20 protein-coding genes and 1 pseudogene are annotated in these 19,476 nt (G+C 25.4%); 17 read left to right on the top strand and 4 right to left on the bottom strand.

Features of this window, described 5'->3' with window-relative positions; all coding sequences use genetic code 11:
* Window positions 1–105: 105 nt before the first annotated feature.
* Window positions 106–762 carry a phosphatase PAP2 family protein gene (locus PWP28_RS12375; protein WP_109606579.1) on the bottom strand — a complete coding sequence of 219 codons (657 nt, stop codon included), beginning with the start codon at window positions 760–762 and terminating at the stop codon, window positions 106–108.
* A 212-nt stretch (window positions 763–974) separates the two neighbouring features.
* Between PWP28_RS12375 and PWP28_RS12370 the strand changes: the two genes are divergently transcribed.
* From PWP28_RS12370 to PWP28_RS12350, 5 genes are all read left to right on the top strand, one after another.
* Window positions 975–1,814 (top strand): TPM domain-containing protein, encoded by an 840-nt coding sequence (locus PWP28_RS12370; protein WP_308644857.1) that lies wholly within the window; start codon window positions 975–977, stop codon window positions 1,812–1,814.
* Window positions 1,815–1,840: 26 nt separating this feature from the next.
* Window positions 1,841–2,407, top strand: a complete 567-nt coding sequence (locus tag PWP28_RS12365) for a LemA family protein (RefSeq protein ID WP_109606577.1) — start codon at window positions 1,841–1,843, stop codon at window positions 2,405–2,407.
* A gap of 17 nt (window positions 2,408–2,424) precedes the next feature.
* The gene (locus PWP28_RS12360; protein WP_264150179.1) at window positions 2,425–3,120 is read left to right on the top strand and encodes a DUF1175 domain-containing protein; all 696 of its coding nucleotides are present in this window, start codon (window positions 2,425–2,427) and stop codon (window positions 3,118–3,120) included.
* A gap of 102 nt (window positions 3,121–3,222) precedes the next feature.
* Window positions 3,223–3,759, top strand: a complete 537-nt coding sequence (locus PWP28_RS12355; RefSeq protein ID WP_308644856.1) for a hypothetical protein — start codon at window positions 3,223–3,225, stop codon at window positions 3,757–3,759.
* A gap of 42 nt (window positions 3,760–3,801) precedes the next feature.
* Window positions 3,802–4,074: an HU family DNA-binding protein gene (locus PWP28_RS12350; RefSeq protein WP_109606571.1), complete on the top strand. Its 273-nt coding sequence runs from the start codon at window positions 3,802–3,804 to the stop codon at window positions 4,072–4,074.
* Window positions 4,075–4,090: 16 nt separating this feature from the next.
* Here PWP28_RS12350 and PWP28_RS12345 read toward each other — a convergent pair whose 3' ends face one another.
* Entirely contained in the window at window positions 4,091–6,244 is a 2,154-nt protein-coding gene (locus PWP28_RS12345; RefSeq protein ID WP_308644855.1) for a Tex family protein, read from the bottom strand.
* Between the two features lie 333 nt (window positions 6,245–6,577).
* On the opposite strand from PWP28_RS12345, the gene PWP28_RS12340 reads away from it, so the two are divergent.
* Genes PWP28_RS12340 through gcvPB form a run of 4 tightly spaced genes read left to right on the top strand, consistent with a single transcriptional unit; the run spans window position 6,578 to window position 10,669 of the window.
* Window positions 6,578–6,784 carry a hypothetical protein gene (locus PWP28_RS12340; RefSeq protein ID WP_109606567.1) on the top strand — a complete coding sequence of 69 codons (207 nt, stop codon included), beginning with the start codon at window positions 6,578–6,580 and terminating at the stop codon, window positions 6,782–6,784.
* Window positions 6,772–7,884: a glycine cleavage system aminomethyltransferase GcvT gene (gcvT, locus tag PWP28_RS12335; RefSeq protein WP_308644854.1), complete on the top strand. Its 1,113-nt coding sequence runs from the start codon at window positions 6,772–6,774 to the stop codon at window positions 7,882–7,884. Before PWP28_RS12340 ends, gcvT begins: the two co-directional genes overlap by 13 nt.
* Window positions 7,885–7,907: 23 nt before the next feature.
* Window positions 7,908–9,245, top strand: coding sequence for an aminomethyl-transferring glycine dehydrogenase subunit GcvPA (gene gcvPA / locus PWP28_RS12330; RefSeq protein WP_308644858.1), 1,338 nt, complete (start codon window positions 7,908–7,910; stop codon window positions 9,243–9,245).
* Complete coding sequence (gene gcvPB, locus PWP28_RS12325; RefSeq protein ID WP_109606563.1) at window positions 9,242–10,669, top strand: aminomethyl-transferring glycine dehydrogenase subunit GcvPB; 1,428 nt, start codon at window positions 9,242–9,244, stop codon at window positions 10,667–10,669. Before gcvPA ends, gcvPB begins: the two co-directional genes overlap by 4 nt.
* Before the next feature lie 27 nt (window positions 10,670–10,696).
* Here gcvPB and PWP28_RS12320 read toward each other — a convergent pair whose 3' ends face one another.
* Complete coding sequence (locus PWP28_RS12320; protein ID WP_109606561.1) at window positions 10,697–11,131, bottom strand: Fur family transcriptional regulator; 435 nt, start codon at window positions 11,129–11,131, stop codon at window positions 10,697–10,699.
* A 247-nt stretch (window positions 11,132–11,378) separates the two neighbouring features.
* On the opposite strand from PWP28_RS12320, the gene pfkA reads away from it, so the two are divergent.
* From pfkA to PWP28_RS12280, 8 genes are all read left to right on the top strand, one after another.
* The gene (gene pfkA / locus PWP28_RS12315) at window positions 11,379–12,338 is read left to right on the top strand and encodes a 6-phosphofructokinase (RefSeq protein ID WP_170110834.1); all 960 of its coding nucleotides are present in this window, start codon (window positions 11,379–11,381) and stop codon (window positions 12,336–12,338) included.
* Window positions 12,339–12,362: 24 nt separating this feature from the next.
* Window positions 12,363–13,787 carry a pyruvate kinase gene (gene pyk, locus PWP28_RS12310; RefSeq protein ID WP_308644853.1) on the top strand — a complete coding sequence of 475 codons (1,425 nt, stop codon included), beginning with the start codon at window positions 12,363–12,365 and terminating at the stop codon, window positions 13,785–13,787.
* 67 nt (window positions 13,788–13,854) lie between these two features.
* The gene (hslU, locus tag PWP28_RS12305; protein ID WP_109606555.1) at window positions 13,855–15,270 is read left to right on the top strand and encodes an ATP-dependent protease ATPase subunit HslU; all 1,416 of its coding nucleotides are present in this window, start codon (window positions 13,855–13,857) and stop codon (window positions 15,268–15,270) included.
* Between the two features lie 12 nt (window positions 15,271–15,282).
* The gene (locus PWP28_RS12300; RefSeq protein ID WP_109606553.1) at window positions 15,283–15,897 is read left to right on the top strand and encodes a response regulator; all 615 of its coding nucleotides are present in this window, start codon (window positions 15,283–15,285) and stop codon (window positions 15,895–15,897) included.
* 9 nt (window positions 15,898–15,906) lie between these two features.
* Entirely contained in the window at window positions 15,907–16,329 is a 423-nt protein-coding gene (locus PWP28_RS12295; protein WP_109606551.1) for an NAD(P)-binding protein, read from the top strand.
* Window positions 16,326–17,003, top strand: a complete 678-nt coding sequence (locus PWP28_RS12290) for a TrkA C-terminal domain-containing protein (protein WP_109606549.1) — start codon at window positions 16,326–16,328, stop codon at window positions 17,001–17,003. Before PWP28_RS12295 ends, PWP28_RS12290 begins: the two co-directional genes overlap by 4 nt.
* A gap of 10 nt (window positions 17,004–17,013) precedes the next feature.
* The gene (locus PWP28_RS12285) at window positions 17,014–18,591 is read left to right on the top strand and encodes a TrkH family potassium uptake protein (RefSeq protein ID WP_109606548.1); all 1,578 of its coding nucleotides are present in this window, start codon (window positions 17,014–17,016) and stop codon (window positions 18,589–18,591) included.
* 121 nt (window positions 18,592–18,712) lie between these two features.
* A complete protein-coding gene (locus PWP28_RS12280) occupies window positions 18,713–19,339 on the top strand; it encodes a hypothetical protein (RefSeq protein ID WP_109606546.1) in 627 nt (208 codons plus the stop codon).
* Window positions 19,340–19,341: 2 nt separating this feature from the next.
* On the opposite strand, the pseudogene PWP28_RS13885 reads toward PWP28_RS12280, so the two are convergent.
* Window positions 19,342–19,476 (bottom strand): annotated as a pseudogene (locus PWP28_RS13885) (carbohydrate ABC transporter permease); the annotation flags it as partial.

The following is a 19,476-nucleotide window of genomic DNA, read 5'->3' as shown; positions in this document are numbered from 1 at the left end:
TTTATTCCTTTTTTTACTTGTTTTTATTTTTGTTGCTTTTCATTTACTTGTTTTTTATTTCATATCCCTTTTTTATTGCTCTATTTTTCAAGTCACTAATTAAATTTAAAAAGAAAATTCAAAATAAGGTAAATATTTACCTATAAAAAATCCTAATGCAGAACCAATTATAACATCAGAAGTCCAATGTTTATCTTCAATAATTCTTGAAATAGAAATAAAAGCAGGAATTATATAAAATGCTTTATTATAATTTTCAGCATATGGAGTTAATAAAGCCCAAGAAACAGTTGAATGACCCGATGGAAAAGAATGAAAATTATAATTAAAGTTAAAAAAGTCAAAATTGTTATGACCGAGTTCCAAATAAGGTCTTGCTCTACCAAAAAAAATTTTTGAAGCATAGGCAATAGAACCTGCAAAAAAAGCTTTTTGGAAACTTTCTAAAGAAACTCTTTGAAGTTTTTTATCCTTAGAAAATATAGAATAAAAAAATATAGTAGAATTTCCACCTAAAAGAACTTTTTCATCTGTAATACTTTCAATACTTGGAAATTTTATATTTATAGATTCATTAAAATTTCTTATAGACTCATCAAATATAAAAGTTCCTAAAGAAATAGAACTGAAAGTAAAAATTTCTTCTTTTAAAAAAGTGTAATCGTCATTAACATTAATATTTATTTTTAGATCTGAATTTATATTTGAAAACGAAGTCAAAAACAAAACCAAAAATAAAATCAAAAAAAATTTATTTTTCAAAAAATATCACCTCTTATAAGTATTTAAAATAATTATACTTTCTGATAAAATATATAACATTAAAAATAACTTACAAGAAAGTTTTTAAACTTACAAAAATGAAAGACATTATAAATCAGAGTTTATTATATCATAAATTAAAAATAATTCTTTTAAGTTTAATTTATAAATGGTATAATATATTAAAATAAAACAAAGTGAGGGAAAAAATCTTGAATAAAAAATCTATAACTATATTTTTAATCATGTATATTTCAATATTAATATTCTCATGGGAAGTTCCAAAACATTATTCAAACACAAATGATTATTTAAACATATTAAAAGAAGATCAAAAAATAGAGAATCTAATAAAAGATATAAGATCTAATAAAGGAATAGAAATAGCAGTTGTAACTTTATCTGTTCAAGATGAAATAACCCCAAAAGAAATGGCTACAGAAATTTTTAATTCTTGGAAAATAGGTGATAAAGAAAAAGATAATGGATTATTAATATTAATAGCTTTATCTGAAGAAAAAGGCAAAAGCAGAATAGAGATAGAAACTGGATATGGTTTAGAAGGCGATTTTCCTGATGGAAAAGTTGGAAGACTTATAGATACATATATGATGGAAAATCTTTCTAAAAAAAATTATGATTTAGCAGTTATAAATGTTTTAGAAGCTATAAATGATTATTTATCTGGGGATATCGATTTAGAAGAGTCATCAGATGATTTTAATCCGATATTTTTAGTTTTTATTATTATGGGAACTTTTATAATAATAGTATTAATAGCAATATTCACTACACCAAAATGTTCATCATGTGGTAAAAGAATGAAAATGTCTCAAAAAAGAGTAATAAAAAGAGCTACAAGATACTCAGCAGGACAAGGTTTATATGTATATAAATGTCCAAATTGTGGAAATATATACAGAAAAACATATATAATACCAAGAATAGGAAGTAGTAGTGGAGGATTTGGCGGTGGAAGTGGAAGCAGTAGTGGAGGTTCGTCATTTGGTGGAGGTTCATCAGGTGGCGGTGGTGCTGGAAGAAGTTTTTAATATATAAAATTTATAGGAGGAAAAAAATGAAAAAAGGATTAATATTAGTTTTAGTTATTATAGGATTATTTGCTATAGGTATATTTGGTTGGTATTTTTCTACTTATAATAGTTTAGTTAATTTAAATGAATCTTTAGATTCAAATTGGGCTGAAATAGAAAATCAATTAATGAGAAGAGCAGATTTAATACCAAACTTGGTAAATACTGTAAAAGGTTATGCTTCACAAGAAAAAGAAATATTTACACAAGTTTCAGAAGCCAGAGCAAAATTAATAGGTGCACAAACTACTGATGAAACTATGAAAGCTGCAGGAGAAATGAATAGTGCATTATCAAGGCTTTTAGCTATAAGTGAAAGTTATCCAGAACTAAAATCTGATAAAGTTTTTATTCAATTGATGGATGAATTATCAGGAACAGAAAATAGAATATCCGTTAGTAGAAAAAGGTACAATGATTCAATTAGAGATTATAACTCTAAAATAAAAAGATTTCCTACTAATATAATTTCTGGAAATCTTGGATATGAAACTAGAGAATATTTTGAAGTGCCTTCATACTCTTATGAAAGACCAGAGGTGAGTTTCTAATAAGAAAAAAAATAATAATGATGATACTATTAATTGTATTAATAGTATCATCATTCACAATAATAATAACAAAAGATAAAAAAGGAATTAAAATAAATAATAAAACAGATATTGAAAATATTTTAAAGTTAAACCAAGAAGATTCTGAAAATTTTAATAATTGGTTTAATTCCATAATAATAAATATTGCGAATAATAATATGAAATTACCAGAAAATTATGCTGATTGTGCAGGACTTATAAGATTTGCATATAAAGAATCTTTAAAAAAACATGATTCAAAATGGTTATTAGAAACAGGATATAAAGGAATTATTTATGAAGATATAAATAAATATAATTATCCTGAAATACCTAATATAGGTACTAATATATTTAAGTCTGAAGATAATTGGACAAATTTTGTTTCTGCAAGAATATTGATAGAAAAAAACATGAAATATATTGGAAAAGATATAAATAAGGCAGAAAGTGGAAATATATTGTATTTTATACATCCAGAAGATATTAATTTTCCTTATCATGTTATGATATATATAAAAAATTATGGAGAAGATTTTTTAATTTATCATACTGGACCAGTTGATAATGATAATTTAGGTGAGATAAGAGTTGTCAAACTTGAAGAAATCAAACTTTCTGATCCAACTTGGATGCCAATAAAAGAAAATGGTTATTTTCGTGGAATATTTAAATTTCAAATATTAAGTTAATTTGAAATTTAGTCCAATAAGATTAATAAAAAATTAAAAACATGTTGTTTAAAAAAATATATTATGATATAATATACACGTAAAGAAGGTTCTAAAGTATATATGGTTTATTTTTTATTAAAAAGTAAGTATATAAATAATTATAAAAAAAATAAATTAATAGAGAATGATTTTGAATTTTTTAATCAAGAATATTTGATAAAGAATATAAATATAGATTTCAAAGAAGATTTAAATATATTCTTAGATTTATTGATTAATTTTTCAATAGTAGGAATTAAAGATAATGAATTTTTTTCATTAGAAACATATATTGAAAATATTAAAAATGAAAAAAATACTGATGAAATTATATGGAAGATAAATACAATACTAAAAATAAATGAAATAATATTTGAAAGAAAAAAAAGAATTAAAGACATATTAGAACAATTAAAATATGATTATTATTATGATTTTAAAATTTGGAATAATTATGGTAAATCAAGATTATATATATACGATGAAGATATTGAATATGGTTATATAGATTTAATTGGAAATAATCATAAAATAAAAGATTATAATTTTTTAAGATCAATAATAAATGATAAAAGAATAAAAATTTTAGCTTCTATTTATAGAAAAAACAAATTTTGATTTAACATAAAAGTTCTTTAATTATCGAAAGGGGGTATTTTGATGAATAAAAAGGAATTAGTAGATGCTTTATCAGAAAAAGCTTCAACAACAAAAAAACAAGCTGAGGTATTTGTTGATAGCTTTGTTTCAGTAGTATCTGAAGAATTAGAAAAAGAAGGGGAAGTTAAGTTAGTTGGATTTGGTACATTTAAAGTACAACAAAGAGCTGCAAGAAAAGGTGTAAATCCTCAAACAGGTAAGCAGATAAAAATACCTGCAAGAAAAGTACCTAAATTTATAGCTGGAAAAGAATTAAAAGAGAGAGTAAAATAATAAAAATAGGGCGCTGTCAAGCGCCCTTTTTATTTAATCTTTTAAGATTAATTCTTTTAAGATTTTTATCAATTTTTATTATTTCAACTCTTACTATATCATTTATTTTAACAACATCTGTTGGATGTTTTACATAACTATCAGATAGATTAGATTTATGAATTAAACCACTTTCTTTAATACCTAAATCTACAAAAGCACCAAAATCTGTTATATTTGTTATTTTTCCTTCAAGAACCATACCTTCTTTTAAATCTTCAAAATTTAAAACATCATCAAAAAGAATTGGCGCTGGTAAATCATCTCTTAAATCTCTGCCAGGCTTTAAAAGTTCTTTTATTATATCTTCTAAAGTATAAGTACCAATATTTAATTCTTCTGAAATATCTTTAATTCTATTATCATCATTTAAAATATTATTAAGAGTATCTTTAAATTCTTTGTCGAATATCTTATCAATAGAATACCCTAAAAATTGTATAAAATCAATTGTAAAATTATAACTTTCTGGATGAATACCTGTCATATCAAGTGGATTTGTACTATCAAAAATTCTCAAAAAACCTGCACTCTGTTCAAAAGATTTTGGGCCAAGTCCTTTAATATTTTTAATTTCATCTCTAGATTTAAAAGAACCAGTATTTTCACGATATTGTATAATTCTTTTAGAAATAGTAGGTGTAATACCAGAAACAAATTGTAAAAGAGAAGATGATGCTGTATTTAAATTTACTCCAACGTAATTAACAACACTTTCAACAACATTATTCAATTTTTCTTTTAATGATTTTTGATTGACATCATGTTGATATTGTCCAACACCTATAGATTTTGGATCTATTTTTACTAATTCAGCTAATGGATCTTGAATTCTTCTACCAATACTAATTGCTCCTCTTATAGTTACATCGAAATCTGGAAATTCTTGTTTTGCTATTTTAGATGCTGAATATACAGAAGCTCCAGCTTCATTTGCAAAAATATATTTAATGTTAAGATTATTATTTTTCTTAACTTGAACAATAAAATTTTGTGTTTCTCTTGAAGCTGTTCCATTTCCAATTACAATTAAATTTAAATTATGTTTTTTTATCATATTCAATACAGTTTTTTCAGAACCAAAAAAATCATTTTTTGGTGGAACTGGAAAAATGGTATTATATTCTAAAAAATTTCCAAATTCATTAATGGCAACTACTTTACAACCTGTTCTAAAACCTGGATCAATAGCTAATATTCTTTTATTTTTTAAAGGGGGAGTTAATAAAAGTTGTCTTAAATTGTTTGAAAATAAGTTAATTGCTGATTCTTCAGCTTTTAAAGATAAATTTTGACGTATTTCTCTTTCTATTGAAGGATTAAGAAGACTCTTAAAACCATAATCAAGCCCTAAAGAAATAATTTCATCATTATAAGATTTATTTGTCATATATAAATTAAATAAGGCATTAATATAAGAATTATGTAATTCTAATTTTACAGTTAAAATATTTTCTTTTTCGCCTCTATTAATTGCGAGAACTCTATAATCTTGTATTTCAGAAATTTTTTGAGAAAATTCATTATACATATCATATTTTGTTTCAGTTTCTAAAAAATCTTTTTTCTTATTTGAAATAATAAATCCAAATTTTTCATAATTATTTCTTAATTTTTCTCTTATGATTTTATCATGAGCAAATTTTTGACCTATAATATGAGAAATACCTTCTATAATTGAATCTTCATTAGGATATTCATCATTTATATATGTTTTAAAAAAATCTTTTTCAATATTTTTACCATTTAAAATGATAAGTGTAGGATCTTCTAAACCAGCTTCAATAGCTTTATCTGCCTTTGTTTTTTTTCTTTTTTTATAAGGTAAGTAAATATCTTCTAAATCAGGCATTTTAGTACAATTTAAAATACTGATTTTTAAATCTTCAGTTAATTGACCTTGTTCGTCAATACTTTTTAAAACAGTTTCTTTATAAGATTCCAAATTTTTATAATAATTATTAAGTTCATCAATTTTTCTTATTATTTCTTCATTAAAATTTCCAGTTAATTCTTTTCTGTAACGACTTATAAAAGGAACTGTATTACCATCTTCTAAAAGTTTTATAGTATTATTTACACCTTTTTCAGAAACTTTTAATTCATTACTGATATGTTTTATTATATTCATTACTAAACCGCTATGTAAAATAAAAAATAATATAAAATCAAAATTAAAATATTTTTTATTTGACTATAACGTCTACCCTCCTTATTTATTGCAAATTTTTAGATTATTTAATTTGAATTAAATCCTATATATTATACAAAAATTATATTAACAATAAATAAAAGAATGACATAACTAATCATAATCAAATTTTTAAAAGTAAAGTATAATTTCATTATTAATAAAGTATAATTAGTTTTAATTAAGTTGTATTGTGAAAATCTTCATTGAAAAAAATTTCATATCTCGTGATATAATTAATTGGAGGTGATTTAAATAAAAAAAGTTATAGAAATGTTAAATTACACAGAATTGCAATTAATAAAAGCTTATTTTGAAGAAAAAAATATAAAAATTATAATAAAGTCTTCTACTGGTATAGGAATGGAATATATGGGAGTTGGTACTTATTACTCAATATATGTAGAAGATAGTAATTATAAAGAATCCAAAGAAATAATAAATATTATAAAAGGGGAGGATACAACATGGGAGAATTAAAGAAAACACCTTTGTATGAAGAACATCTAAAATTGAATGCAAAGATGATAGAGTTTGGTGGTTGGGAAATGCCTGTATGGTATACATCTATAATTGAAGAACATAATAAAGTTAGAGAGAAAGTTGGAATTTTTGATGTATCCCATATGGGAGAAATAGAAATAAAAGGAAAAGATGCACAAAAATTTATAGAATATTTATTACCAAATAGAATAGAAGATATGAAACCTTATGACATATTATATACTCCTATGTGTAATCATGAAGGAGGTATAGTAGATGATCTTCTTGCTTATAAATATGATGAAGAGAATTTTTTACTTGTAGTAAATGCTTCTAATATTGAAAAAGACTTTAATTGGATAAGAGAACAATCAAAAAATTACAATATCAATATAAAAAACATATCAGATGAAATAGCTCAAATTGCCATTCAAGGACCTTTAGCAGAAAAACAATTACAAAAAATATTTACATATGATTTAAATGAAATAGAATTTTATAAATTTAGAACATTAAAATATGACAACTTTGAAATAATATTATCAAGAACAGGTTATACAGGGGAAGATGGATTTGAAATATATTGTAAAAATGAAATAAGTGTTGAAATATGGAAAAAACTTTTGCAACTTGTAGAAGAAGTAGGAGGAAGTCCATCAGGTTTAGGAGCAAGAGATACTTTAAGATTTGAACCTAAACTTTTATTATATGGTAATGAAATGAATGATGAAATTACACCGTTAGAAGCGGGATTAAAATGGACGTTAAATCTTGAAAAAAACTTTATAGGTTCAGAAAAAATTTTAGAACAGCAAAAAAATGGATTAAAAAAAGTTTTAAGAGGAATTGAAATTAATTCTAAAATGCCAGTTAGACATGATTATGGAGTTTATGATGCTGCTGATAATAAAATAGGTTATGTAACAAGTGGAGTTAAATCTCCAACATTAAATAAAAATCTTGCTTTGATATATATAGATAAAGATAAATCAAAAATAGGAAATGAAATTTTTATAAAAGCAAAAAATAAATTATTAGAAGCAAAAATAATAAAAACGCCTTTTTATAAAGGGACATCAAAAGGCGGAAAAAAATAAAAATAGGGGTGAAAAAATTGGCAATGTATCCTTATCTTCCACATACAGATGAAGATATAAATAAAATGCTAAAAACCATAGGAGTAAATGCTATAGATGATCTTTATTCAGATGTTCCGGAATTATTAAATAGAGATCTTAACATACCAAATTCAATATCAGAAATTAATTTAAAAAGAAGTTTAAGAGAAAAAGCATCTTTAAATGACAATATTAGAGATTTTGGTTGTTTTAGAGGAGGTGGAATATATAATCATTATATTCCATCAATAGTATATCAAATAGGAGCTAAAAGAGGTTTTTTAACAGCTTATACCCCTTATCAAGCTGAAGTTTCTCAAGGGACATTACAAATAATGTATGAATTTCAAACTATGATATCTGAGCTTACAGGTTTAGAAGTTTCAAATTCATCTATGTATGATGGAGCAACTTCAGTTGCAGAGGCAATTTTAATGGCTGGTAGAATTAATAAAAAATATAAAACATTAATAGCGGATACTATACATCCTGAATATATTGAAGTTTGTGAGACATATTTAAAACCTCAAGAATTCAATTTAGAAAAGATAAATTATGATAAAAAAACAGGGAAAATCAACATAACAGATTTAAAAAATAAAATAAATGATGAAATATCTTCTGTAGTAATAGGTTATCCAAACTTTTATGGAATAATTGAAGATATAGAAGAAATAAGAAAAATTATTCCAAAAAATATACTTTTAATAGTTGTTACAAATCCTATAATGCTTGGAGCTTTTCAATCACCCGGTAAACTTGGAGCTGATATAGTTGTTGGAGAAGGGCAACCTCTTGGAAATGCCCCAGGGTTTGGAGGACCAGGATTTGGATTTTTTTCTTCTAAAAAAGAATTTATTAGAAATATGCCGGGAAGAATTATAGGTAAAACTATAGATGACAATGGGAAAGAAGGATTTGTGATGATTCTTCAAACAAGAGAACAGCATATAAGAAGAGAAAAAGCAACTTCAAATATCTGTTCGAATCACGCTCATAATGCTTTATTAGCTGCTGTTTATATGAGTATAATGGGTAGAACAGGTATAAAAGAAATAGCGATGCAAAATTATCATAAATCTCATTATTTATATAATAAGCTAATAAAAACAGAAAAATTTGAACCTGTTTTTGAAGGAACATTTTTTAATGAATTTGCTTTAAAATCAAAAATTTCTATAGATAAAATAAATAAAAAATTGCATGAACAAAAATATTTTGGCCCTTTAAATTTAGAAAAAATAACAGGTGAAAAAAATATTGCTTTATTTTGTGCTACTGAATTAAATACTAAAGAAGAAATAGACTTTATATGTTCTTTTTTGGAGGGGATAATATGAAGTTAATTTTTGATAAATCAATGAATGGAAGAACAGGTTTTAGAATTCCAGAATTAGATGTTCCTAAAGAAAATATAGATAAAAAATATTTAAGAAAAGAACTACCAAATTTACCAGAAACATATGAATTAGAAGTAATAAGACATTATGATGAACTTGAAAAATTAAATCATTCTGTAGATAAGGGTTTTTATCCACTAGGATCATGTACTATGAAATATAATCCTGTATTAAACGAAGAAATAGCTAATTGGGAAAATTTTAAATTTATACATCCTTATCAAGAAGAAGAAACTGTACAAGGTAATTTACAAATAATGTATGAATTACAAAATTATCTTGGAGAACTTACAGGTATGGATGCAGTTACTTTACAGCCGGCTGCAGGTGCACATGGAGAACTCACAGGTATGTTGATAATAAAAAAATATCTTGAAACTAATGGTTTTAAAAATAAAACTAAAGTTATAGTACCTGATTCGGCTCACGGAACTAATCCTGCATCAGCTAAAATGGCTGGATTTGAAATTGTTGAAGTTAAATCTAATATAAATGGTACTGTTGATATAGAAGAATTAAAAAAGATAATGACAGAAGATATAGCAGCAATAATGTTAACTAATCCAAATACCTTGGGTATTTTTGAAAAAGATATATTAGAAATATCAAAAATTGCAAAATCAAATAACACATTACTTTATTATGATGGAGCTAATTTAAACGCAATAATGGGAAAAGTAAGACCTGGAGATATGGGATTTGATGTAGTCCATTTAAATTTACATAAAACTCTTTCAACACCTCACGGAATGGGAGGGCCTGGAAGTGGCACTGTTGGAGTAAAAGAATTTTTAAAAGATTATTTACCAAAACCAATAGTAGAAAAAAGTAAAGAAGATAAATACTTTATAAATTACAATATTAAACATTCTATAGGGAGAGTAAGAAGCTTTTATGGAAATTTCTTAGTATATTTAAAAGCTTATATTTATATTTTAAGCATGGGCTCAGATGGTTTAAAAAGGGCAAGTGAATTAGCAGTTTTAAATGCTAATTATATGAAGAAAAAAATGTCTGAATATATGAACATGTCTCATGAAGGAATATGTAAACATGAATTTGTAATAGATGGATCTTTTTTGAAAGAATATGGAGTTAAGACATTAGATATTGCAAAAAGATTAATGGATTTTGATATACATCCACCAACAGTATATTTTCCATTAATAGTAAAAGAAGCTATGATGATAGAACCTACAGAAACAGAATCAAAAGAAAGATTAGATATAGTTATAGAAAATTTTAAAACAATAGTTGAAGAAGCTAAAACAAATCCTGATATAATAAAAAAGGCACCACATAATACAAAAATATCAAGATTAAATGAGTTAAAAGCAAATAAAGAATTAAATATTAAATATTAAAGACGGCTAATTAGCCGTCTTTAATATTTAATTATCCTTATTATCATTATTACATTCTGAACATAGACCATAATATGTTACTTCAAGACTGTCCACGGACATACCATTTATAGATGTTGGAAAATTTGAATTTGTAATTTCCATATCAACATCAAAAACTCTACCACAATTTTTACATATAAAATGCGAATGTGGTTTGAGATTAGCATCATATCTAGATCTATCTTTGGACTTTATTTCTTTTACAATACCTGCTGATTGAAACATTTTTATGATATTATATACTGAAGTAAAAGAAATATTTTTTCCGCTTTTAGTTAAAATAGTATGAATTTCATCGATTGAAGGATGAACTTCTGAATTTAAAATTATTTCTGCCACTTTTAAACGATTGGGAGTAACTCTGATGCTATATCCTTTTAGGATATTAACTATTTTATCCTTATCATATAACTCAATCATAATAATCCCTCCTTAAAAATAATTATATCACAATGAGAATATAATGATTCAAAAATTTACTTTATTTTACTGTATATTAATATATCGGTTGTAATAATAAAAAAAATCACAAATGATTTCGAATATATAAAAGAAAAAAACTATAATTTAATAAAAAATACTTATAATTAATGATATAATAAAATGGGTCAATTTTATTATATGCTAAACTTTCATAAGAAACGAGGAGGTTATTTTTATGTCCGAAATAAAAAGAATAGGTATTATAACAAGTGGTGGAGATGCACCAGGAATGAATGCAGCAATAAGAGCTGTTACCCGATCAGCGGTTACAGAAGGATTAGAAGTTTATGCATTTTATAGAGGCTTTGCTGGTATTCTTGATAAAGAATTCAGAAAGTTTTCTTTTTCTGATGTTGGTGGAATAATGGAAAGAGGAGGAACAATTCTTAGAACAGCAAGAGTTCCAGAGTTTAAACTTCCAGAAATAAGATCAAAAGCAGCTCAAAATTTAAAGGAATTAGGAATTGATGTTTTAGTTATTATAGGTGGAGAAGGTAGTCTGACAGGCGGAAAACTTTTATCAGAAGAACATGGAATTCCTGTTATAGGTATACCAGGATCTATAGATAATGATATATCCTTTACAGATATGTGTATAGGTGTTGATACTTGTTTAAATACTTGTGTAGAAGCAATGCAAAAATTAAAAGATACTGCTTCATCTCATGAAAGAGCTTTTGTAGTTGAAGTAATGGGAAGAGGCTCGGGATATATAGCTCTTGCATCTGGTATAGCTGTTGGAGCAGAAGCTGTAATAATACCAGAAAATCCAGTTGATTTTAAAGCTATAGCTGAAAGAATTTGGGAAGAAAGACAAAGAGGAAAAATTAATTCTATAATAGTTGTAGCAGAAGGAGCTGCAAGTGCTTATACTGTTTCAAGACATCTTGAAAATAGAATTGGTTTTGAAACAAGAATAACAATACTTGGTCATGTTCAAAGGGGAGGAGCACCAAGTGCCTTCGATAGATTATTAGCAGCAAGAATGGGTCATGAAGCTGTAAAAGCTATATTAGAAAAAGATTTTGGTGTTATGACTTCTCTCAGCAGATCAAATATGGCAAGAGTTCCTATAGAAAAAGTTCTTTCAGAAAAGAAAGAATTAGATATGGATTTATTAAAACTCTCTAAAATACTTTCATAAAAGGAAAAGAAAGGAGAGAATCATATGCTTGAAAAAAAGACGAGAATAGTATGTACAATAGGCCCAGCTACTGAAAGTGATGAGATGTTAGAAAAATTAATAAAAACAGGAATGAATGTTGCAAGACTTAATACTTCACATGGTGATCCTCAAATACATGGAGAAAGAACAAAAAAAATTCAAGAAATAAGAGAAAAGTTAAATGTTCCAATAGCAGTTCTTTTAGACCTTGAAGGACCTAAAATGAGAACAAAAAATTTTAAAACAGATGAAGTTACTCTTGTTGAAGGAAACGAATTCATATTAACTGCTGATGAATTAGATGGAGATGAACATATTGTAAGCTTGACTTATCCCGGTTTAGTAGAAGATGTTCAACCAAAAGATTTTATTTTATTAAATGATGGTAAAGTAAAATTAGAAGTAATTAAAGTTGATAAAAAAAATATTTATACAAAAATAATAAATGGTGGAACTATTACTCATAGAAGAGGTATAAATGTTCCTGGTGTTGATATAAAACTTCCTGGATTAACAAAAAAAGATAAACTTTATATAGAAAATGCTGTTAAATGGGGTATTGATTATATTGCGCAGTCTTTTGTAAGAAAACCAGAAGATGTAAAACAAACAAAAAATATATTAAAAGAATTAGGAGCTCCTGATATTCCTGTAATAGTAAAAATTGAAACATTACAGGCAATTGAAAATTTAGAATCGATAATAGATGCTGCTGATGGTGTAATGGTTGCAAGAGGAGATCTTGGTGTAGAAGTTCCTGTTCAAAAAGTTCCATTATTACAAAAAAGGATAATAGAACTTGCGAATGCAAAAGCAAAACCAGTAATAACTGCTACTCAGATGCTTGAAACTATGATTGAAAATCCTGTACCTACAAGAGCTGAAGCTTCTGATATAGCAAATGCTATATTGGATGGAACTGATGCGGTAATGCTTTCAGCAGAAACTTCAGTAGGAGCGTATCCAATTGAAGCAGTAAAAGTTATGGTAAATGTTGCAAAAGAAACAGAAGAATATCTTGGTGATTATACTTTTAAATTTGATTATTTTAGTTTGGAAGGTGGAGATCTTGCAACTAATGCAATATCAAAAGCTGCTATTGATACTGCTGAAGACTTAAATATAGATGTTATAGTAGCTTCTACTTATAGCGGATATACAGCGAGAGCATTATCAAGATTTAGAAGAAGTGTAAATATAATAGCTGCATCTCCAAGAAAAGAAACTTATAATAGAATGGCTTTAGTATGGGGAGTAACTCCTGTAATAATGTCAAAATTTGTTGATACAGATTCTATGTTAAATAATATATCAAATATAGTTAGAACTATGGATTATTCAAAAAAAGGTGATAATATAATAGTTACAGCGGGAATTCCTTATGGGTTCTCTGGAACAACTAATCTTTTAAAAGTACATGAAGTATAAAAAGCGTGGGCTAACCACGCTTTTTAAAAATTAATTAATATGATACAATTATGTCGAGGTGATAAACATGGTATTGGATCAACTAACACCAAGGAAAATAGTTGGTGAATTAAATAAATATATAATTGGGCAAGATTCTGCAAAAAAGCTCGTTGCAATAGCATTAAGAAATAGAATTAGAAGGTTAAATCTTGATGAAGAATTAAAAAAAGAGATAATTCCAAAAAATATTTTAATGATGGGACCAACAGGGGTCGGAAAAACTGAAATTGCAAGAAGATTAGCAGAAATAGCTAATGCTCCTTTTGTTAAATTTGAAGCAACTAGATTTACTGAAGTTGGATATGTTGGAAAAAATGTTGAATCAATGATAAGAGAATTAGTTGATGTATCGATAAATTTAGTTAGAAAAGAAATGATTTCTGAAGTTGAAAAAAGAGCAGAAAAATTAGTAGAAGAAAGATTAATAGAAATATTTGTTCCAGGAAATAAGAAAAATGAACAAAAAGCTCCTTTTATGGAAATGTTACAAATGTTTGGACAAAATAATCCATATATAAACAATGAAAATGAAAATAATAAAGTTAAAGATTCAGATGATATAAATAAAAGAAGAGCAGAGATATTTGAAAAATTAAAAAATGGTGAATTAGAAGAAATAGAAATAGAAATAGAATTAGAAGAAGATTCATCACCAATGTTTGCTGGTATGGGACCAGAATTTGAAGATATGGGAATTCAATTAGGTGAAATGTTTCAAAATATGATGCCTAAGAAAAAAAATAAAAGAAGAATGAAAGTATCAGAAGCAAGAAAAGTATTATTACCTATTGAAGCAGAAAAATTGATAGACAAAGATAAAATGATACATGAAGGCATAGAAAGAGCTCAAAATAGAGGAATAATATTTTTAGATGAAATAGATAAAATAACTACAAGAAATGGCCAAGGTAATGGTGGAGAAGTTTCAAGGGAAGGAGTTCAAAGAGATTTACTTCCGATTGTAGAAGGAACTAATATTGTTACAAAATATGGACCTGTAAAAACTGATTATATATTATTTATAGCAGCTGGAGCTTTCCATGTAGCAAAACCATCTGATTTGATTCCAGAATTACAAGGAAGGTTTCCAGTAAGAGTTGAATTAGAAGATTTAACAGAAGAAGATTTCTTAAATATTTTGACAAAACCTCAAAATGCAATATTAAAACAATATATAGAATTATTAAAAACAGATGAAGTTGAAATAAAATTTACAGATGATGGTATAAAAGAACTTGCACACATAGCTTTTGATTTAAATCAAAAAATAGAAAATATAGGAGCAAGAAGACTTTATACTGTAGTAGAAAAAGTATTAGAAGAAGTTTCTTTTGAAGCTCCAGCTTCTACACCATGGAGTTTAGAAATAGATTCAGACTATGTAAAAAATAAATTAGGACCAGTTATAGATGATGAAAATGTTAGAGAGTTTATCCTTTAAAGGTGGTAAATAATGAATAAAATTGAAATAATAATAATTGAAGAAGAAGAATCGGTTATAAATTTGTATAAAAAACTTCTTCAAAATATAATTGAAATAGATTTTGATATTAAAACACTTTCTGAAATTTCGGAAATAGATAATTTTTTAGAAAATTATGATCCAGAAGAAAAAGAAAGACTTTCATTGATAATATCTGAAATAGAGATAAATGGTAAAGATATAACTGAAAAACTTGAAAAAATAAAAAGTTTGTTTCCAAAAACACATTTATATATAATAAGTAATTTTGTTACAATAGATAGATTAAAAAAATCTTTAAAGTTCGGTGTAGATGACTGGCACGAAAAGCCAGTCACACCTGAAGAATTTTATGGTATGGTAAAATCTTCTATTTTTAAATACAGAAGCCTTAAAGAAAATTATGACTATTTAAGTGATTTAATAGATGAATTAGATATAGAAAATCATATACAATATTATTCCATAAAAAATAAAATATCTAAATTGATGTATGAAAATCCTAACTCATATCAACCACATTTACTATTTTATAAATTTTATAGAAAAAAAGGAAAAGATGAACTCGCACAAAAACATTACAAAGCTTCTAATGCTTTAAAATAGAGGTGTTTTATGGAAAAAATAAAATTTATTATAATAATTGGATGTGGAAGATTAGGTTCAGAATTAGCTTTAAAACTTTCTGAAAATCATTCTGTTGTAGTTATAGATAAAGATGAAAATTCTTTTATAAGACTTAGTAATAGAAATTTTACTGGGTTTACCATGACGGTTGATACAAGTGATATGGATGCATTAAATAGAGTAAAACTTGAAAAAGCAGATATGGTATATATAGTTACTCCAGATGATAATTTAAATTTTATGCTTGCATACGGAATTAAAAATATAAATCCAAATATTAAACTTGTAGCAAGAGTTAATGATCCTATAAAAAAAGATATATTTAAAAAAGCAAATGTTGAATTATTCTGTCCTATAGAAAATTCTGTACAACAATTAGTTGAAGATTTTGAGAAGGTAGATAAAATATGAAGAAAAAAACTTTTTATATTTTTGAAGGAGATACATTAGCATACTCACTTGCAAAAAAACTATTATTACTTGGAAATGAAGTATATTATATAAGTAAGAAAAAAGAAAATATAGAATTAATGGATGGTCTAAAGGCTTATTATTCTTCATTAGAATTAATAAATAATGATCCAACAGATATAGATTGGGTTGAAAATTTAGAAATGACTTCAAGAGTTGGTGCCTTAATAATAATATCAGAGAATGATTCAGAAAATTTTGTAATTTCTTGGTTATTAAGACAATATTATGAAGATATAAGAATAGTTTCTTTGGTAAATTCTCCAGAAAATGAATTTATGTTTAAAACAATAAATGTAAATACATTAACTCCAATATCTTGGATGGAAAAATTGATAGAAGCCTCTTTGAATTATGAAGACATAACTGATTTTTTTAATCCTTATGTAGAAAAACTATCTATATTAGAATTATTAATCAATATAAAAGACAAATCATGTAATAAAAAATTAAAAAACATAAAATTACCTGAAAATACTATAATTGGTGTTCAAATAAAATCAGATGGAGAAATCAAAGTTCCTCAAGGTGAGAGTATTATAGAAGAAAATGATAAAATAATAGTATTTAGCCTAAAAGAACAAGTTCAAAAAGTAAAAGAAGCATTAAAATAGAGGTGATTTTATGCCGACATATAGACATTATTTAAAATTAAGATATAGGGAAATAATGAGTATAACAGGTAAAGTTATAACTTATTTATCATTTTTAATTTTAGGGGTTGGTTCAACCTCTTTTATTTATGGTGATATAAGAACTTTTTTTTCTTTTTTTTATACATTTTTATTAACTATTTCTACAGGTATAATTTTTAGATTTTTTGGTAGAAAAAAAGAAGAAGAAAAATATGAAAAATTAAATGTACAAGATGCAGTCATGATAATATTTTTTGTATGGACTTTTTCTATATTTTTTTCATCATTACCTTTTGTATTTGAAGGAATGCTTAATATACATCAAGCTATTTTTGAATCTACATCAGGCTGGACAACAACAGGATTAACGATGATTTCTGATGTAGAAATAATATCAAGAACTTTTATAATTTGGCGATCAATAATGCAGTATATCGGTGGAGCAGGTTTTGCGCTTATAATGGTTATAACTGCTGGTAGTATGGGAGTGGGTTTGTATCAAGCGGAAGGAAGAACAGATAATTTAGTTCCAAATTTAAGAGATTCAGCTAAAATTATAACTGGTATATATTTAATTTGGGCTTTTATTGGAATACTTTTATTGATGTTTATTTCAAAATTGCCATTTTTTGAAGCTTTTAATCATACTTTAACTGCACTTGCAACAGGAGGATTTTCTTCTAAAAATTTTAGTATAGGTGCATTTGACAATGTTTCAATGGATATAATAATAATGCTTTTAATGATAATGGGCGGAACTGGTTTTGGTGTTCATTATGCAGGAGCAATTATGATAAAAAATTCTTATAGAAATATACTTGATTATAAGAAAGGTAAAATAAATAAATTAGAATTTAAAGAAAGAATAAGAATGGAACCATTTTTTAAAAACCCTGAACCAAAAACTATGTTTTTTATATTACTAATATCATTTATATTTATATTTTTATTCAATACATTAAATATATATGGAGTAGCTAATGGCGTTAGACATGGAGCTTTTCAAGTCATTTCTGCTTTAACAGGTACTGGGTTTTCAACAGTTTCATTTGAAAATTGGAATTTATTTGCCCTTTTAATAATGACTATTTTGATGATACTTGGTGGAATGATGGATTCTACTGCTGGAGGATTAAAATTATACAGAGTTTATATAGCTTTAAAATTAATATTAGTTCAAATAAAATCTTTTTTCAAACCTAATGGCACAAAATTCCATGTTGAAGTTTATAAAGGAGTATCAAGAAAGAAAATTGGTTTTGAAACTTTAAGAGATGTAATTGCTGTATTTATGATGTATTTTATAGTATATTTTATAGGAGTTTTTGTTTTATTGGGATATGGATATACACTTGAAGATTCAATGTTTGAATATGCTTCAGCACTTTCTGCAGTTGGATTATCTGTTGGAATAACAAATCCTAATGCTCCTTTAGGTGTTATCTGGATAGAAACACTTGGAATGTATTTGGGAAGACTTGAATTTTATGCAATATTTTATGCAATAATAAAATTAATAAGAGATATAAATTTTATATTAAATAAAAAAAATAAACTCGATTCTTAAAAAAGAATCGAGTTTTATTCATTTTACTCCCTAAAATACCATATTATCGAAAATGAGTTATATAAAATGATTTAATTTAATATAATAATATTATAAAAATAAAAAATTTGGGGGTTAAATCATGAAAAAAATTAAAAGGATGACAATTTTATTAATAATATTATTATCAACTTTTATTTTAAATTCTTGTATAATAGCTGAAGAAAAAGAAAAGATATATATAACAAATAAAAAATATGAAAATGATTATAATAATTTTGGATTTAAAGATTTCACTGCTAAATTAAATAATCAAACTTATAATCAAATAGAACAAATTAATATGGTTAATATTTTAAAAAATAAATATTATCCAGAAAATATAAAATTAGATTATTTTTCTGAACAATATATAAATGCTTTTGAAAGTAAGTATATTTCAAGAAAATATACCTCAGAATATTATAATTATGAATATATAGACACTAAAATTTTAAATATAGAATATATGAATGGAAAAACTAAAAAAATTTCTGATAATGTTTTAAATATAAGAATATATAATAATTATTTTTCTTTGAGTTTAAATAAAAATTATAATTATTATGGGAAAAAAGTATATTTGATAGCAATAGATGAATATGGAAAATTTAATGAAAATTATAAAGTTATTGAACTTGAAAAATTATATAATATAAATATGAATTACTACTTCACAGATTGTAATTGGAGTAATTCTATATATGAAATATATTATATAATATTATAAACTTAACCTTTAACAGAACCAGATAAAAGACCTTTTAAGAAATACTTACCAAGAACGATATAAACGATAAGAGTGGGTAAAGCAGCAACCAAAGCACCTGCCATTTGAACATTCCACTCAACGACTTGAGAACCAGC

The sequence above is a fragment of the Oceanotoga sp. genome, assembly GCF_030445905.1.
In the GTDB taxonomy this organism is placed as follows: Bacteria; Thermotogota; Thermotogae; order Petrotogales; family Petrotogaceae; genus Oceanotoga; species Oceanotoga teriensis.
The sequence above is the reverse complement of the archived record's forward strand: the minus strand, read 5'-3'. Positions and strand labels throughout refer to the sequence as shown.